The 15,800-nt window shown below is 71.6% G+C and carries 15 protein-coding genes; 9 read left to right on the forward strand and 6 right to left on the reverse strand.

Features of this window, described 5'->3' with window-relative positions:
* The first annotated feature begins 9 nt into the window (after positions 1–9).
* Both gatB and ADL29_RS02710 read left to right on the forward strand, forming a co-directional pair.
* Complete coding sequence (gene gatB / locus ADL29_RS02705) at positions 10–1,518, forward strand: Asp-tRNA(Asn)/Glu-tRNA(Gln) amidotransferase subunit GatB (RefSeq protein ID WP_053922121.1); 1,509 nt, start codon at positions 10–12, stop codon at positions 1,516–1,518.
* Positions 1,519–1,651: 133 nt separating this feature from the next.
* On the forward strand, positions 1,652–2,557 hold the full coding sequence (locus tag ADL29_RS02710; RefSeq protein ID WP_078970670.1) for an LLM class F420-dependent oxidoreductase: 906 nt from the start codon (positions 1,652–1,654) through the stop codon (positions 2,555–2,557).
* A 19-nt stretch (positions 2,558–2,576) separates the two neighbouring features.
* Here the strand turns inward: ADL29_RS02710 and ADL29_RS02715 are convergent, their stop codons facing one another.
* Genes ADL29_RS02715 through ADL29_RS02725 form a run of 3 tightly spaced genes read right to left on the reverse strand, consistent with a single transcriptional unit; the run spans position 2,577 to position 4,294 of the window.
* Positions 2,577–3,212 carry a TIGR03086 family metal-binding protein gene (locus ADL29_RS02715; protein WP_053922123.1) on the reverse strand — a complete coding sequence of 212 codons (636 nt, stop codon included), beginning with the start codon at positions 3,210–3,212 and terminating at the stop codon, positions 2,577–2,579.
* Between the two features lie 39 nt (positions 3,213–3,251).
* A complete protein-coding gene (locus tag ADL29_RS02720; protein WP_053922124.1) occupies positions 3,252–3,476 on the reverse strand; it encodes a DUF397 domain-containing protein in 225 nt (74 codons plus the stop codon).
* Entirely contained in the window at positions 3,473–4,294 is an 822-nt protein-coding gene (locus ADL29_RS02725; RefSeq protein ID WP_053922125.1) for a helix-turn-helix domain-containing protein, read from the reverse strand. Before ADL29_RS02725 ends, ADL29_RS02720 begins: the two co-directional genes overlap by 4 nt.
* Positions 4,295–4,406: 112 nt before the next feature.
* Here ADL29_RS02725 and ADL29_RS02730 point away from each other — a divergent pair, with 112 nt between their 5' ends.
* The 6 genes from ADL29_RS02730 (at position 4,407) to ADL29_RS02755 (ending at position 12,130) form a co-directional block, all read left to right on the forward strand.
* Positions 4,407–4,883 (forward strand): ATP-binding protein, encoded by a 477-nt coding sequence (locus ADL29_RS02730; RefSeq protein ID WP_053922126.1) that lies wholly within the window; start codon positions 4,407–4,409, stop codon positions 4,881–4,883.
* 226 nt (positions 4,884–5,109) lie between these two features.
* Positions 5,110–7,416 (forward strand): MMPL family transporter, encoded by a 2,307-nt coding sequence (locus tag ADL29_RS02735; RefSeq protein WP_053922127.1) that lies wholly within the window; start codon positions 5,110–5,112, stop codon positions 7,414–7,416.
* 97 nt (positions 7,417–7,513) lie between these two features.
* Complete coding sequence (locus ADL29_RS02740; RefSeq protein ID WP_053922128.1) at positions 7,514–8,107, forward strand: hypothetical protein; 594 nt, start codon at positions 7,514–7,516, stop codon at positions 8,105–8,107.
* A 214-nt stretch (positions 8,108–8,321) separates the two neighbouring features.
* Positions 8,322–8,510 carry a hypothetical protein gene (locus ADL29_RS02745; protein ID WP_046925866.1) on the forward strand — a complete coding sequence of 63 codons (189 nt, stop codon included), beginning with the start codon at positions 8,322–8,324 and terminating at the stop codon, positions 8,508–8,510.
* 57 nt (positions 8,511–8,567) lie between these two features.
* Positions 8,568–11,645 (forward strand): helix-turn-helix transcriptional regulator, encoded by a 3,078-nt coding sequence (locus ADL29_RS02750; protein ID WP_053922129.1) that lies wholly within the window; start codon positions 8,568–8,570, stop codon positions 11,643–11,645.
* On the forward strand, positions 11,642–12,130 hold the full coding sequence (locus ADL29_RS02755; RefSeq protein WP_053922130.1) for a GNAT family N-acetyltransferase: 489 nt from the start codon (positions 11,642–11,644) through the stop codon (positions 12,128–12,130). Before ADL29_RS02750 ends, ADL29_RS02755 begins: the two co-directional genes overlap by 4 nt.
* Here the strand turns inward: ADL29_RS02755 and ADL29_RS02760 are convergent.
* The 3 genes from ADL29_RS02760 to ADL29_RS02770 all read right to left on the reverse strand — a co-directional run bounded on the left by ADL29_RS02760 (position 12,098) and on the right by ADL29_RS02770 (position 14,648).
* Positions 12,098–12,298 carry a DUF6191 domain-containing protein gene (locus ADL29_RS02760; protein WP_046925863.1) on the reverse strand — a complete coding sequence of 67 codons (201 nt, stop codon included), beginning with the start codon at positions 12,296–12,298 and terminating at the stop codon, positions 12,098–12,100. The two genes, ADL29_RS02755 and ADL29_RS02760, sit on opposite strands and share 33 nt — an antisense overlap.
* Positions 12,299–12,381: 83 nt before the next feature.
* Positions 12,382–13,563: a PQQ-dependent sugar dehydrogenase gene (locus tag ADL29_RS02765; RefSeq protein WP_053922131.1), complete on the reverse strand. Its 1,182-nt coding sequence runs from the start codon at positions 13,561–13,563 to the stop codon at positions 12,382–12,384.
* 50 nt (positions 13,564–13,613) lie between these two features.
* Positions 13,614–14,648 carry an aldo/keto reductase gene (locus tag ADL29_RS02770; protein WP_053922132.1) on the reverse strand — a complete coding sequence of 345 codons (1,035 nt, stop codon included), beginning with the start codon at positions 14,646–14,648 and terminating at the stop codon, positions 13,614–13,616.
* An 89-nt stretch (positions 14,649–14,737) separates the two neighbouring features.
* Between ADL29_RS02770 and ADL29_RS02775 the strand changes: the two genes are divergently transcribed.
* On the forward strand, positions 14,738–15,715 hold the full coding sequence (locus ADL29_RS02775; RefSeq protein ID WP_053922133.1) for a 2-hydroxyacid dehydrogenase: 978 nt from the start codon (positions 14,738–14,740) through the stop codon (positions 15,713–15,715).
* The last annotated feature ends 85 nt before the right edge of the window (positions 15,716–15,800 follow it).

The following is a 15,800-nucleotide window of genomic DNA, read 5'->3' on the forward strand; positions in this document are numbered from 1 at the left end:
AGTTTCACCGTGACTGTCACCGACCTGGTGTCGTACGAGGACGCGCTGGCCGCCTACGACCCCGTCATGGGGCTCGAGGTGCACGTCGAACTCGGCACCAAGACCAAGATGTTCTGCGGCTGCTCCACCGAGCTCAAGCAGGACGCCAACTCGCAGACCTGCCCCACCTGCCTGGGCCTGCCCGGCTCGCTGCCCGTCGTCAACGCGACCGGCGTCGAGTCCGCCATCAAGATCGGCCTGGCCCTGAACTGCACCATCGCCGAGTGGTGCCGTTTCGCCCGGAAGAACTACTTCTATCCGGACATGCCGAAGAACTTCCAGACCTCGCAGTACGACGAGCCGATCGCCTTCGACGGCTACCTCGACGTACAGCTCGAGGATGGGGAGGTCTTCCGCGTCGAGATCGAGCGCGCCCACATGGAGGAGGACACCGGCAAGTCGACGCACGTCGGCGGTGCCACCGGCCGTATCCACGGTGCCCGGCACTCCCTCCTGGACTACAACCGCGCCGGCATCCCGCTCATCGAGATCGTCACCAAGCCCATCGAGGGCGCGGGCGAGCGGGCCCCCGAGGTCGCCAAGGCGTACGTCGCCGAGCTGCGCGAGCTCATCAAGGCGCTGGGCGTCTCCGAGGCCCGGATGGAAATGGGCCAGATGCGCTGCGACGTGAACCTGTCGCTGCGCCCGAACGGCACCCAGAAGTTCGGTACGCGCTCGGAGACCAAGAACGTCAATTCCCTGCGCTCCGTGGAGCGCGCCGCCCGCTTCGAGATCCAGCGCCACGCCGCGGTGCTGTCGTCCGGCGGCACGATCATCCAGGAGACCCGCCACTTCCACGAGGAGGACGGCTCCACGACGTCCGGCCGCGTCAAGGAAGAGGCCGAGGACTACCGCTACTTCCCCGAGCCGGACCTGGTGCCGGTGGCCCCCTCCCGTGAGTGGGTCGAGGAACTGCGCGCGACCCTGCCCGAGCTGCCGCGCCTCCGCCGCAACCGGCTCCGCGAGGAGTGGGGGATCAGCGAGCATGACATGCAGTCCATCCTCAACGCGGGCGCGGTCGACCTGATCACCGCCACCGTCGACGCCGGTGCGGACTCCGCCGCGGCCCGTAAGTGGTGGATGGGCGAGCTGGCCCGCCGCGCCAACGAGGACGGCGTGGAACTGGCCGCGCTGGCGATCACGCCGGAGCAGGTCGCGCGGATCGCCGCGCTGGTCGCCGAGGGTTCCCTCAACGACAAGCTGGCCCGCCAGACCTTCGAGGGCGTGCTCGCCGGCGAGGGCGACCCGGACACCGTCGTCGAGAAGCGCGGCCTGAAGGTCGTCTCCGACGAGGGTGCCCTGGGCACCGCCGTCGACGAGGCCATCGCGGCCAACGCCGCCATCGCCGACAAGATCCGCGGCGGCAAGGTCGCCGCGGCCGGCGCCCTGGTCGGCGCGGTCATGAAGGCCACGCGCGGCCAGGCGGACGCGGCGCGGGTGCGCGAGCTGATCCTGGAGAAGCTGGGGGTCGAGGGCTGACCCTCGCCTCCCTGTTGCGCCGAGCGGCCGTCCCTCCTCGGAGGGGCGGCCGCTCTGTCGTACGGGAATGCCGTGCCGGTACCCAGCGCTGTGAAGGGGGATGGATCTTCATCCCCGGGACACTGGAGGAACGGTGCAGCAGCACGCTCTCGCTTCGCAGATCGGCCGGGTCGGCGTCTGGCACGGCGGACTCGGCCTGGTTTCGGCCGCCACGGCACGTCAGGCGGCGGCCGAGATCGAGCAACTGGGCTACGGCGCCCTGTGGTTCGGCGAGGCCCAGGCGACCAAGGAGGCGTTCAGTCACGCCGGTCTGCTCCTGGCGGCCACCGAGCGGATCACCGTCGCCACCGGTATCGCCAACATCTGGGTACGGGACGCCACGGCGATGAACGCCGCCGCGCACACCCTGGCCGAGGCGTACGACGGCCGCTTCCTGCTGGGCCTCGGGGCCAGCCACGCCCCGCAGGTGAACGGACGCGGCCATGCGTACGCCAAGCCGCTCGCCGCGATGCGGGACTATCTCGGCGCGATGGACGCGGCCCCGTACGGCGCTCCCGTGGGCGAGCGGCCGTTCGCGCGCGTCCTGGCGGCGCTCGGCCCCAAGATGCTGGAACTGGCCGCCGAGCGGGCCGCGGGCGTCCACTCGTACTTCGTGTCCCCGGCGCACACGGCTCAGGCCCGCGAGGTCCTTGGAGCCGGGCCGCTGCTCGCCCCCGAACAGGCCGTGCTGCTGGAGTCCGACCCGACGGCGGCCCGTGCGCTGGCCCGGGAGCACCACCTCGGCTTCTATCTCGCCCTGCCGAATTACGTGAACAGCCTGCGCCGACTCGGCTTCGAGGACGACGACTTCACCGGCGGCGGCAGCGACCGGCTGGTCGACGCGATCGTGGCCTGGGGCGACGCGGACGCGATCCGGCGCCGGGTGCAGGAACACCACGACGCGGGCGCCGACCATGTGGCCATCCAGCCGGTGGCCGCCAACCGCGGCCTGGGCCTCGGCCAACTCCGGGAGCTGGCACCGGCGTTGCTGGAGGGGTGACCGGCGCGGTGTGCGGGCCTCAGTGACGGTGTTCAGGCGCGTGGGGCCAGTCGGCTCGCCTGCCCATCCGGTGCAACAGCCGGTCCTGCCGCGATGTGTCCTGATCGGGTACGCCCTCGGGAGCGGCGAAGAACCGGTGGGTGGTTTCGGCCGCGGTGGGAAACACCGCCAGGCCTGCGTAGATCTCGGCGAGATGGTCGTCGATCCATGCGACCAGACCGGCGTCGAGGGTGTCGTCCGTGCCGAGGGCCCGCGCCAGATCCCAGGTGTGCACGGTGCTGTCCGTGAGCCGTACGGCAAGCGCCTGCCGCCCGGTCACCCGCCCCAGGGGGTAGTCGAGAACCCGCTGCAAGGCACCGGGTTCGTCGAACGCCGCGGCGCAGTCCCGTACGGACCGGGCGTACGCGCCCACCGGATCGTCGCCCAGCGCGTCGACGTCCCGCAGGCGCAGGAAGTCCGTACGGGTGCCGCCCTGCAGCAGACCGATGTAGTTGAGGTTGCCGCGGGTCATGTGGTTGGCCAGGTCCCGAACGTTCCACTCCGAGCAGGGAGTTGGCCGGATCCATTGCCCGGACTGCACTGCTCGCAGCCGCCGTTCGAACCCGGCGCTGGACAGGAGGAACCGGTCGATGAGCCCTTCGGTGGAATCGATCATGTGCCCAGCATGTCCGGGAGCGGCGGGCAGGGCTGGCGGCTATCGGACGCCGTGCTGTATGTCTGCGACGAAGGCGGCCCAGGCGGTGGCGCCCAGGGTGAGCGTCGGGCCGTTGGGGTTCTTGGAGTCGCGGATGTGGATGGTGGGGTGGGGGGAGGAGCAGGTGGCGACCTCGATGCAGGCGCCGCCTTCATCGCTGCTGTAGCTGGACTTGAACCAAACGAGGGTGTCGACGACAGCTTTCGGGGCCGCTGCGTTGGTCATGACTCTCCTAGCAGATCGTCCAGCAGACCCATGCTTTCGTCGGGGGTCAGGGCCTGTGAACGCAGCATCCCATACTTCTGTTGGTACACACTGACCTCATCTGGGTCATCGACCAGGAAGCTGACGCGTTGCGTCTCGATGTAGGCGACGTGATCGTGCTCCGGTGTTTCCAGCACAATCATCGGTCCAGCGAGCCCTGCATGGGTTCGTCTGGTCGCCATGATCTGTAGCCCGAGGAAGGGCAGTTCGGCGCACCTCTGCAAGTGTCGGATCTGCTCGCGCATTACCTCAGGGCCGCCGACGGGGCGATGCAGGATCACCTCTTCCAAGACGAAGTTCATCATCGGCGGCGCGGGATCGCGTTCCAGGACCTTCTGGCGGCTGAGGCGTGCCGAGAGTCGTTCCTCTGCCAACCCATTGCTGATCGGCGGGTACAGATAGGAGAAGAGCGCCCGCGCGTAGGCCTCGGTCTGGAGCAGCCCCGGCACAACCTGACTCTCGTACCAGAGCAGGGTGAGCGCCTCCTCCTCATGCTCCACCAGGTCATGAACGAACGCCGGCAGCTTCTCCCGCTCCGGCACCTTCGACACCGCAACCGCCAACACCCCCTTGGTGTCGAGGAGTTCATCCAACGTCTCGGCCAGATCGATCTTCAGGGGCCGGCGCCCCTGCTCGATCGAGCCGATGGTGTCGTCGTGCAGCCCCACCGCCTCCGCCAGCGCCGGTTGCGTCAGCCGGGCCGCCTTCCGGAAGTGGCTCAGCTGGGCTCCGATCACATGCCAGGACGTGATCCTCTTCGGTTTGTTCGCCGGGTGCATGCGCGTTGCCTTCCCCCCGTCGTGACGGTCTGATGCGGCGCGAAGTCGTACAACGGATCTGTACGACTTCACGCTGTGGTCCAGCGTAATGACAGGGTGTGACAGTGGCGCCATGCAAAAGGAGATTCAGGCCGTCCGGATCCGCACGGCGTTCTACCGGCGCGACCGCCGAACCGTGCGGCTGGCCAGGGAGTTCGCCCGTACCGCGCTCGCCGACTGGGACTTCCCGTACACGGCGGACGATGTCGTGCTCTGCGTGAGCGAACTGGCCACCAACGCCCTGCTGCACGGTGCCCCGCCGGGGCGTGGCTACCGGCTGTGGCTGGCGATGGGGGTGGCGGAGGGGCCGTTGCGGGTCGAGGTGCACGACAGTGGTGACGGGGTGCCGCGGGTGCCGGAGTGGGGCGGTGCGGCGAGTGAGGAGTCCGGGCGGGGGCTGATGCTGGTGTCCGCGCTCGCGGACAAGTGGGGAGTCGAGGAGCGCGGGCCGGGGAAGATCGTGTGGTGCGAGTGGTGGCCGCCGCGAGACGGTGCCAGTTGGGTGGATTTGGGGGAGTTTCTCGATTTTGTTCCGGTTAGTATCAATTAGGGGGGAATTAAAGGCAGTTCTCGCCTCCAGTCCCTTGTGGGGAAGTCCACAAACCGACCTAAGGATCTTTTCGGGCTGGCACCCTGCTCCCCGAGGCGGGCCCGGCAGACCGTTGGGCCCCCGTCCCCTACATCCGCACATCCGCACATCCGCACATCCGCGCTCGGCACCACCCGTCACCCCGGGAGTTATCGACGCCCAACCCGGGAAGCAGACGACGAGGTCCGTGACCGCTCTGGCTCGCTGGTGCTTCAGGCGCCGCATCGTGGTGATCGTTCTCTGGCTCGCCGCCTTTGCGGGGGTCGCGGTGGCCGCGGGGGTGGCGGGATCGGCGTACTCGACCGATTACGAGGTCCCCGGGACCGAGTCCGGGCGGGCCGGTGCGCTGCTGGCGAAGGCGTTCCCCGGGCAGTCCGGGGACAGCGACACCATCGTGTGGCACACGGACGCGGGGTCGGTGCGGGCCAAGGCGGTCAAGAAGCGGATGACGCATGCGCTGCGGGAGGTCGCCGGGCTGCCGGGGGTCTCCGAGGTGCACAGCCCCTACGGGCGGGTCGCAGACGGCGCGCGGGGTGACGGCGCAAGGGGTGACGTGCCGGGTGACGCGGCGCAGCGCGCGCGGCAGATCAGCGAGGACGGGCACACCGCCTACGCCTCCGTCGTCTTCGACCGGCCGACCGACGAGCTGCACGCGGGCCAGGTCAGAAAGGTCGTGGACACCGCGCAGGCCGCCTCCGGGGACGGGCTCCAGGTGGAGCTGGGCGGCGCCGGGATCGCGCTGACCGAGGCGCCACGCGCCCAGCTGCCGGAGATCATCGGGTTGTGCGCGGCGGCCGTGGTGCTGTTCCTCGCCTTCGGCTCGCTCGCCGCAACGGTGCTGCCGATCATCACCGCGCTGGCCGCCGTCGGCACCGCCTCGGCCGGAATCACCCTGCTCGGCCACGTCATGACCGTCGCCGACTTCGCCCCCATGCTGGGCATGCTCATCGGCCTCGGTGTCGGCATCGACTATGCGCTGTTCATCGTCACCCGGCACCGCAAGGGCCTGCGGTCGGGACTGTCCGTCCAGGAGGCCGCCGAACGGGCCGTATCGGTGTCCGGGCGCGCCGTCGTCTTCGCCGGCGCCACCGTCTGCATCGCGCTGCTCGGCATGCTGGTCCTGCGGCTGAGCTTCCTCAACGGTGTCGCCCTCGCCGCCTCGCTCACCGTCGTCCTGACGGTCGCCGCCTCCGTCACCTTGCTGCCCGCCCTGCTCGGACTGATCGGGAACAGGGCCCTCAGCCGCCGCGAGCGCCGGCGGCTGGCGGAGCGCGGACCGCGGCCCGAACACCCCGCCGGGATCGCCGCCCGCTGGTCCTCCTTCGTCGAACGGCACCCCAAGCTGCTGGGGATGGCCGCGGCCGCCGTCATGATCGTCCTCGCGCTGCCGACGCTGGGCCTCCACCTGGGCACCTCCGACCAGGGCAACAATCCGGCCACCTCGACGACCCGTAAGGCGTACGACCTGCTGGCGGGCGACGGTGCGGAGGGGGGCAACAAGGGGAACAACAAGGCGAGCGGCTTCGGGCCCGGGTTCAACGGGCCGCTGACGCTGGTCGGCAGTCTGGACGGCTCCAAGGACCGGCTGGCGTTCGACGAACTGCCGCACCGGCTGCGGCAGACGCCCGGCGTCGCCCAGGTCGGCGGGCCGGAGTTCGACGGCAGCCGCAGCACCGGCGTGATCACGGTCGTACCGGACGGCTCCCCGCAGTCCCGGCAGACCTCCGACCTGGTACAGCGGCTGCGCTCCGACGTCCTCCCGGAGGCCGCGGACGGTACGACGATGCGGGTGTACGTCGGCGGCATCACCGCCGGCTACGACGACTTCGCCGCCGTCATCGTCGGCAAGCTGCCGCTCTTCGTCGGCGTCGTCATCGCGCTCGGCTCGGTCCTGCTGCTGCTCGCCTTCCGCAGCATCGGCATCCCGGTCAAGGCCGCGCTGATGAACGTCGCGGCGGTCGCCTCGTCCTTCGGGATCGTGGTCGCGATCTTCCAGTGGGGGTGGGGGAGCGAACTGCTGGGGCTGGGCAGCGCCGGGCCGATCGAGCCGTTCCTGCCGGTCATCATGGTGTCGGTGCTCTTCGGACTGTCCATGGACTACCAGGTGTTCCTGGTGTCCCGGATGTACGAGGAGTGGCAGCTGACCCGGGACAACCGCCGGGCGGTACGGGTCGGCCTCGCCGAGACCAGCCGGGTGATCAACTCCGCGGCGGTCATCATGATCGCGGTGTTCGCGGCGTTCATCCTCAGCGGCGACCGGATCATCGCGATGTTCGGGATCGGGCTGGCTGCGGCCGTCGCCCTGGACGCCTTCGTGCTGCGTACGCTGCTGGTCCCCGCCCTGATGCATCTCCTCGGCGGAGCCAACTGGTGGCTGCCCTCCTGGCTGGACCGCCGGCTGCCCCGGATCAGCATCGAACCGCCGCCGGAGGGGGAGCGTCCGGCCGCCGGGCCCGGCCCGCGGGACGGCGAGAACCCGCTGGTGAGAGCGTAGGGCCAAGGGCCCGCCCCAGGGCGTGTCGCGGGTGCGTCGCCGGCCGTTCGCCGTCGTTCTCATCGGACTCTCAGACACGGCACCTACGGTCGCGCCCATGGGAACGACGACTGGAACGACGACCACGGACAAGCGCGCCGACGACGAGACCGCCCCTGAGGCGGACGCGGCCCAGGAAACCGCCGCCACCGGCACGAGCACCGAACCGGAGGACGGGGGCCCCGCCGAGGGCTCCGGCGATCTCCAGGACACCACCGACGACACCCAGGACGACACCGAGGACTCTCCGGAAACCGCCCGGCCCACCGGCGTCGCGGCCGGCGCCGGGGCCGTGGTGGCCGCGGGGCTCGGCCTCGCCTCCGTCACCGGCACCTGGCTCGGGACGCTGATGTCCGAGCGGCAGAAGCTGGTCGGGCAGATCGGGCTCCAGTCGGGCAAGGTCACCGACCCGATCGCCGCCGCCTACGGCACCCCCTGGCACACCACCGCCCTGGTCAACGGCGTCTTCGCGCTGCTCGCCATGATCGTCGCCGGTGTGGCGCTGACCCAGGCGCGCACCACCTGGGTACGGGCCGTCGCCTGGGGCGGACTGGTGCTCGGCGTCCTCGGCCTGTTCATCGCGGCGGGGATGTACCTCGACCTGTTCGCGAGCATGCCCGCCATCCCTAAGGGCGCCGCGCCCGGTGCCTGAGCCCCGTACGCATGACGGTGCCGGAATCTAAGGCCCGTAAGGGCGGCCCCAACGGTTTCTAAGGACCGCGCGGGCCGCCCCGCGGGTTTCTGAGTCTCGTACGGGCACGAAGATCGGGAACTCTCCCGATGCGGTGGACCCCCCTTGGCGACGAGGCTTGAGGACGTCAGCAAGCGTCAGCAAGCCGTTCCACCGAGTCGTCAGGAGAGACACCATGTTCCGTTCCGAGCTGGAACTGAGGGTCCGTTACGAGGAACTGCGCCGCGAGGCCGACCGGCAGCGGCTGGTCCGCCAGGCGGTCGAGGGGCGCCCGGCCGGTGCCCGTTCCGGGGAGAACGAACCCGAAGGGCGGGTGAGTAGTCGGCGGGGCCGGTGGCTGCGGGTACGCCGCGCCGCCGTCTGACCCTGCGCCACCATCCGTGTGGAGAAACACAGTGCCGGATTGTCGGACCCCTGTGCGATGCTCAGCAGCGTGCAGACCAGGTCCGTCAGTCCCGTGTTCGTCGGCCGCGCGGCCGAGTTGGCCGCGCTGCGCGACGCGCTCGCCCGTACCGCGGCGTCCGGAGCGCCGCAGGCGATCCTCATCGGCGGCGAGGCCGGGGTCGGCAAGACCCGGCTGATCGAGGAGTTCACCGAATCGGCCCGCGCCCAGGGCGCGCTGGTCGCGCTCGGCGGCTCCATCGAGATCGGCTCCGAGGGCCTGCCGTACGCCCCCTTCTCCGCGGTCCTGCACACCCTCAATGCCCATCTGCCCGACGAACTCGCCGCCGCCGTCGCCGGTCAGGAGGGCGAACTCGCCCGCATCCTGCCGGAGTTGGGGGAAGCGGCGGGCGAGGCCCACGACGAGGAGACCGGCCGCGCCCGCCTCTTCGAGCTCACCGCCCGCCTCCTGGAGCGGCTCGCCGCACGGCGCAGCCTCGTCCTCGTCATCGAGGACCTCCACTGGGCCGACCGCTCCACCCGCGAACTCCTCGCCTACCTCCTGCGGGCGCTGCACAAGTCCGGCGTCCTCCTGGTCGCGACCTACCGCTCCGACGACATCCACCGCCGCCACCCGCTGCGCCCCTTCCTCGCCGAGATCGACCGGACGCGGACGGTCCGGCGCGTCGAGCTGGCCCGCTTCAACCGCGCCGAGGTCCGCTCCCAGCTCGCCGGGATCACCGGCAGCGAGCCCGAGGAAACCACCGTCGACCGGGTCTTCAAGCGCTCCGAGGGCAATGCCTTCTTCGTCGAGGAGCTGGCCCGCAGCATCGCCGACGGCTGTCTGCACGGCCTGAGCGACCCGCTGCGCGATCTGCTGCTGGTGCGCGTCGAGGCGCTGCCCGAGGACGCCCAGCGGGTGGTGCGCATCGTCTCCGAGGGCGGCTCCACGGTCGAGTACGAACTCCTCGCCGCCGTCGCCGGGATGCCCGAGGACACCCTCATCGAGGCGCTGCGGGCAGCCGTCGGCAGCAACACCCTGGTGCCCACCCAGGACGGTACGGGCTACCGCTTCCGGCACGCCCTCGTCCGCGAGGCCGTCGTCGACGATCTGCTGCCCGGCGAGCGCACCCGCCTCAACCGCCGCTACGCCCAGGCCCTGGAGGCCAACCCCTCCCTGGTCCGCGCCGACGCCTGCGCCACCCGCCTGGCCAGCTACTGGTACCACGCCCATGACGCCGCCAAGGCGCTGCCCGCCGTCCTCGCCGCCTCCGTCCAGGCCCGCCGCCGCCATGCCTACGCCGAGCAGCTGCGGCTGCTGGACCGCGCCCTGGAGCTGTGGGACGACGCACCGGTGGAGGTCCGCCAGAGCGTGCGCCCGGTGGACTACGCCGAGGCATACCCGGCGTGCGGCTGCAACGAGGAGGCGCTGCGCTTCCTCGACCTGCTCGCCGAGATCGCGGTGGCCGCCCGGCTGTCCGGCGACGGCGAGCGGGCCTTCACCATCACCAAGCGCGCCCTGCGCGCGCTGCGCGAGGAGCACGACCCCCTTCGCGAGGCGTGGTTCCTGATGCAGCGCTCCCGGCTCGTCCAGCGCACCGGCCGCGGCAACGGCTGGGCCGATCTGGGCAAGGCACAGGAGCTGATGAGCGGGCTGCCGCCGTCCTCGGTGCACGCCGCGGTCATGGACCGAGTCGCGGGCTGGCAGGTGCTGCACACACCGGGGCCCGGCACGTTCACGACGGCCGAACGGGCCGTGGAGCTGGCCCAGTCGGTCGGCGACGAAGAGGCTGAGCTCAACTCCCGGGTGACGCTGGCCGGCCTGCGCGTCGACGCGGGCGAGGTCGAGGGCGGCCTGGCCGACTTCCGTACCGCCCTCGAACGCTCCATGGACCGCGGCTACTTCTCCGTCATCGGCCGCGGCCACATCAACCTCTCCTCCGCCCTGGAGGGCGTCGGCCGCTCCCGCGAGGCCGTCGAGGTCGCCAACCGGGGCGTCGAACTCACCCTCCGCTACGGCCTGAAGGACACCGCGAGCTGGGTGGCGGGCAACCTCGCCGAATCGCTGCACTCGCTGGGCCGCTGGGAGGAGGCGGGCCGGGCCGCCGACGACGCCGGCCAGCTCTCCCAGAGCCGCCGCTCCATGGCGCTGGCCGTCAACCGCCGCGCCGAGCTGGCCCTGGACGCGGGCGATCTCACCGCCGCCGAGCGCCGGCTCGCCCTCGCCCAGGAGAGCTACGGCACCCACGACCCCCAGCCCCAGCACGCCATCCCGATGGCCCGCCATGCCCTGCGCCTCGCCGCGGGCCGGGGCCGGCTGCTCGACGCCCGCGGCGTCCTCGAGCAGACCCTGGACGCCGGATTCCCGCCCGGTACCGCGCGCTACGCCTGGCCGCTGCTGTGGTCGGCCACGGCCGCCGAGTCGGATGCCCGGGGACTGCCCGCCGCCGAGCCCGGCCGGGCCGAGGTCCTCGCCCGGATCCGCGACGCCGCCGGGCGGCTGCCGTGCTTCTCCCCGGTCTGGGCGGCGTACGCCCTCGCGGTCGACGCCGAACTCCGCCGCGCCGAGGGCCGGGAGGCGCCCGACGCCTGGGCCGCCGCGGCCGGCGCCTTCGAGCCCCTGGAGCGCCCGCACGAGCACGCCCTGGCCTGCTACCGCTGGGCCGAATCGCTGCTCCACGGCACCGAGCGCGCCACCACGGGACTGGACGGCCGCACCCCGCGCGAGACCGCTGTCCTCCTCCTCGCCCAGGCCCACGCCGCCGCCACCACACTGGGCGCCCGCCCCCTGGCCGAGGAGGCCGAACTCCTCGCCCAGCGCGCCCGCATACCCCTCCCCGGCCTGACCGCGGCTGCCGCACCCTCCCCGGCCGCCGAGCCCCGCACCCCCGCAGCCCCCGCCGAATCGCTGGGCCTGACGCGCCGGGAACGCGACGTACTCCGCCTGGTCGCCGATGGCCGCAGCAACCGCCAGATAGCCGACGCCCTGTTCATCTCGCCCAAGACCGCCAGCGTCCATGTCTCCAACATCCTCGCCAAGCTGGGCGTCTCCGGCCGCGGCGAGGCGGGCGCGGTGGCCCACCGACTCCGGCTGTTCGGAGAGCCGACGAGCCGGTGATCATCAGGGCCGCCCGCGAGAGGGACGTCCCCGGCTTCCTGGAGCCGGCGGCCCAGGTGGAGCACTGGTCCGGCCCGATGGCCGGTGACCCCGGCTTCCGTGCCGCGGTGGACCGGCACATCGGCAGGTCCACCGCGCTGGTCGCGGTGTCGCCACAGCGTCAAGTCCCCCTCGGCGGGCTGCTGTTCAGCGTGAAGGAGGCGACGGGTGCGGGGGAGTCCCCGACGTACCACGTGCGCCGGCTCGTCGTCGCCGAGCGGGCACGGGGGAGGGGCGTCGGCCGGGCGCTGCCGGCGGATGCCCTGCGCAGGTTCGTACGGGGCCCGGGGACCGTGGAGGTGATCACCTTCGGCCCCGACCACCCGGGCGCCGTCGCGAGTGCCGCCTGCGCCTTCTACGAGGCCTTGGGCTTCGCTCCGGCCGAGGCGGCCGGAGCGGGCCCCGAATGCGGTTCACGCCAAATGTTCCGGATGCCCCTCGGCTGACGGCCGCGGACGCGGCGCCTTGACGACGACGGTCCCGGACGAGAGGTCTATCGGGCCCTCCCCGGGATCGCCGTCCCCCACGTCATCGACGACGAGCGACATCTTCTGCCGCTCCTCGTCGGTGTGCTTACGGCCGGGTGCGAACAGTTCCTCCACAACGTTGAACACGTGTCCCCTTTCGGTGCGACCCGTCCCCCGCACCCGAGTCTAGGCAGGCCGCCCGGAAAAGGGATCAGTTCTCCCGAACCGGATCAGCTCACCTTCAGGCGGAGAATCCGGTCATCGCCCCCATGGGGCCGGCCACGCCCGTCGGTGTTGCTGGTGACCAGCCACAACGAGCCGTCGCCGGCCGCGACGACGGTGCGCAGCCGCCCGTACTTGCCGTTCAGGAAGGCCTGCGGGGCGGCCACCGGCTTGGTGCCGTTCAGCGCGATCCGCCACAGCCGTTCGCCGCGCAGCGACGCCATCCAGACGGAGCCCTTGGCGTAGGCGATGCCGCTGGGCGAGGCGTCCTTGGTCTTCCACACCTCCACCGGATCGGTGTACCCGGAGGCATTGGCGCCGCCCTTGGCCTTGCCCTCGACCTCCGGCCAGCCGTAGTTCCCGCCCGGCTCGATGAGGTTGAGCTCGTCCCAGGTGTCCTGCCCGAACTCCGAGGCCCACAGCCGCTTCCCGCCGTCCCAGGCCAGCCCCTGCACATTGCGGTGGCCGTAGTCGTAGACCACCGAATCCGCGCGGGGATTGCCGTGCGCCGGCTCGCCGTCCGGCGTCATCCGCAGGATCTTGCCGCCCAGCGACTCCTTGTCCTGTGCGAGCCCGGTGTCGCCGGTCTCGCCGGTGCCGGCGTACAGCATCTTGTCCGGGCCGAACGCGATCCGGCCGCCGTTGTGGATCTGGCCCTTGGGGATGCCCCGCAGAATCGTGTCGGGAGCACCGAGCTGGTCGCCCGCGGGGCGCTTCTCGTCGTAGATCATGCGGGCGATGCGGTTGTCGGAAGCGGTGGTGAAGTACGCATAGACCTGGTGGTCCGTGCCGAACGCCGAGGACACCGCGATGCCCAGCAGCCCGCCCTCGCCGCCCGGGTCCACGCCCGGCACCGAGCCCAGCTCCGTGGTCTTCCCGTCGTCCGCCGACACCCGGACGATCTTCCCGGTGTCGCGGGAGGCGACCAGCAGATCCCCGCCCGGCAGCACCGCCACGCCCCAGGGCGACTTCAGCCCGGTGGTCAGGGTGGAGACCACCTTGACCGAGCCCTTGGCGGGCGGCGCGGTGCTCGACGGACCGGGGCCCGGCGACGCCGGTGCGCCGGTGCGCCTGCTCTCGGGGGACGCGGAACCGCTCCCGCCGGCGGCCGGTGCGCCGCCGGAGGAACACCCGGCCGCCAGGAGCAGCGAAGCGGCGGCCAACAGGGCGGTCTGGGTACGGCGTTGCACGGTGGGGTCCTCTCGTCGTCCGGGCGTGGTCAAGAACACCACATGCGGGGCTACCAGGACTGCCGGACGGGCGGCAGACCCGCGATCTCCGCCAGGTCCTCCTTGCTCAGCACCAGATCCGCGGCCTTGGCGTTCTGCGCCGCCCACTGCTCCTTCTTCGTGCCCGGTACGGGAACCACATGGCGGCCCTGGGCCAGCACCCAGGCCAGCGCCACCTGGCCGGGCGTCGCGCCGTAGCGGGCGCCGATCCGCCGCAGCCCCGCCACCACCGGCTGGTTGGCCGCCATCATCTCGGCGGTGAAGCGGGGATGGCGGGCTCGGATGTCCTCCGGTTCGAAGCCCTGGCCGGGGGTGAGGGTGCCGGTCAGATAGCCGTTGCCCAGCGGCATCGCCGCCAGGAACCCGACGCCCCGGGACTCGCACCACGGCAGCAGCTCCTCCAGCGCCTCCGGCGACCACACCGACAGCTCGGCCTGCACGCTGCTGACCGGGAACACCTGCTGGATGCGCTCCAGTTGGCGCAGCGTGCCGTCGTGCATCCGGGACGGCACGCCGCGCCCGGCGCCCGGCCGGCGGCCGGTACGGGACGCGCGGGTCGGCCGCACCGCCCGCGCGCCCACCGCGCACAGCCCCAGCGACCGCACCTTTCCCGCCGCCACCAGCTCCGCCATCGCGCCCCAGGTCTCCTCTATGGGTACTTCGGGGTCGGCGCGGTGCAGCTGGTAGAGGTCGATGCGGTCGGTCCCCAGCCGGCGCAGCGAGGCGTCGCAGGCGCGTTTGACATAGCCCGGGCGCCCGTTGGCGACGATGTGCTGCTCGCCGACCAGCAGCCCGCACTTGGTGGAGACGAAGGCGTCCTGACGCCGCTCCCTGAGCGCCCGGCCGACGAGGAGTTCGTTGGTGAAGGGGCCGTACATATCGGCGGTGTCCAGCAGGCTGCAGCCCCGGTCGAGCGCGGTGTGCAGGGCCCGCAGTGAGCCCTCACCGCTGCGCTGAGACTCGGTGTATCCCCAGCTCATCGGCATACAGCCCAGTCCGACAGCGCCCACCTCGAGGGCCGCCGCACCGATTGTCCTGCGCTCCACCTGGCCGTGCCTCCGTCCCCTCGCCCCCGATCAAGGGCCGTCACCAAACTAACGTCTGAACCAAACGTCTCTTCGCATAGCCTGCGATCATGACAACAACCCACGGTCCCGCCGGTACCAGGGACGTCTGGCTGCCCATCCCGCCCGACGAGATCGACGGCCTCCCCGAGGGGTTCCGCTACCTCCACTGGGACGCCGTCCCCGAGTACCCCGGCGACCCCGGGGACTGCGTCTTCTACGCCGTGCCGTACATGAAGGACGCGGAGGTCTGCCTGCGCCCGCTGCCGCTGATGGGCCGGGTCGAGGCCGTACAGGCCCTGACCGCCGGGATCGAGCACCTCCTGCCGGGCCTGCCGTCGATGCCCTCCGGCGCCCGGCTGTGCAACGCCCGGGGGCTGCACGACGCCAGCACGGCCGAGCTGGCGCTGACGCTGACCCTGGCGGCGCTGCGCGGAATCCCCGACTTCGTACGGGGCCAGGAGGCGGAGGAATGGCGGGCCGGTTTCCAGCCCGCACTTGCGGACAAGTCCGTCCTCATAGTGGGCTATGGTTCGATCGGCAGTTCCATCGAAGACCGGCTCACGCCTTTTGAGTGCGCGCGGGTGGCGCGCATCGCGCGCACCGCACGTGACACTGTGCGCGGCCCTGTGCATCCACTCTCCGCCCTGTCCGCCCTCTTGCCCGACGCGGACGTCGTCATCCTCGCCACTCCGCTCACCGACGAGACCCGTGGCCTGGTCGGACGCGATTTCCTGGCCCGGATGAAGGACGGCGCACTCCTGGTGAACGTCGCCCGCGGCGCGATCGTCGACACCGCCGCGCTGCTCCCCGAAGTGACCTCCGGACGGCTGCGCGCGGCACTCGATGTGACCGATCCGGAACCCCTGCCCGCCGGGCATCCGCTGTGGCACGCTCCCGGCGTGCTCATCACTCCACACGTCGGTGGCCCCAGTTCTGCCTTCCTGCCCCGTGCGAAGCGGCTTCTGCGGGACCAGCTGACGCTTTTCGCGGCCGGGGAGCCCCTCCGGAACGTGGTCGCCACCGCCGGCCGAAGCGGTGGCGAGTAGCTCTACGGGGCCGTACGACTGCATGCTGTGTTCATCAACTCATGGTCAGTCACGCTGTGTAGAGACCCTATGTCCCTGAGTGACG

This window comes from Streptomyces chattanoogensis, assembly GCF_001294335.1.
Classification (GTDB): Bacteria; Actinomycetota; Actinomycetes; order Streptomycetales; family Streptomycetaceae; genus Streptomyces; species Streptomyces chattanoogensis.

Coding starts and splice junctions, on each gene's coding strand:
- ADL29_RS02715 (WP_053922123.1), bottom strand. CDS start 3,212: ATGATCGATTCCACCGAAGGGCTCATCGACCGGTTCCTCCTGTCCAGC.
- ADL29_RS02720 (WP_053922124.1), bottom strand. CDS start 3,476: ATGACCAACGCAGCGGCCCCGAAAGCTGTCGTCGACACCCTCGTTTGG.
- ADL29_RS02725 (WP_053922125.1), bottom strand. CDS start 4,294: ATGCACCCGGCGAACAAACCGAAGAGGATCACGTCCTGGCATGTGATC.
- ADL29_RS02730 (WP_053922126.1), top strand. CDS start 4,407: ATGCAAAAGGAGATTCAGGCCGTCCGGATCCGCACGGCGTTCTACCGG.
- ADL29_RS02740 (WP_053922128.1), top strand. CDS start 7,514: ATGGGAACGACGACTGGAACGACGACCACGGACAAGCGCGCCGACGAC.
- ADL29_RS02745 (WP_046925866.1), top strand. CDS start 8,322: ATGTTCCGTTCCGAGCTGGAACTGAGGGTCCGTTACGAGGAACTGCGC.
- ADL29_RS02750 (WP_053922129.1), top strand. CDS start 8,568: ATGCTCAGCAGCGTGCAGACCAGGTCCGTCAGTCCCGTGTTCGTCGGC.
- ADL29_RS02775 (WP_053922133.1), top strand. CDS start 14,738: ATGACAACAACCCACGGTCCCGCCGGTACCAGGGACGTCTGGCTGCCC.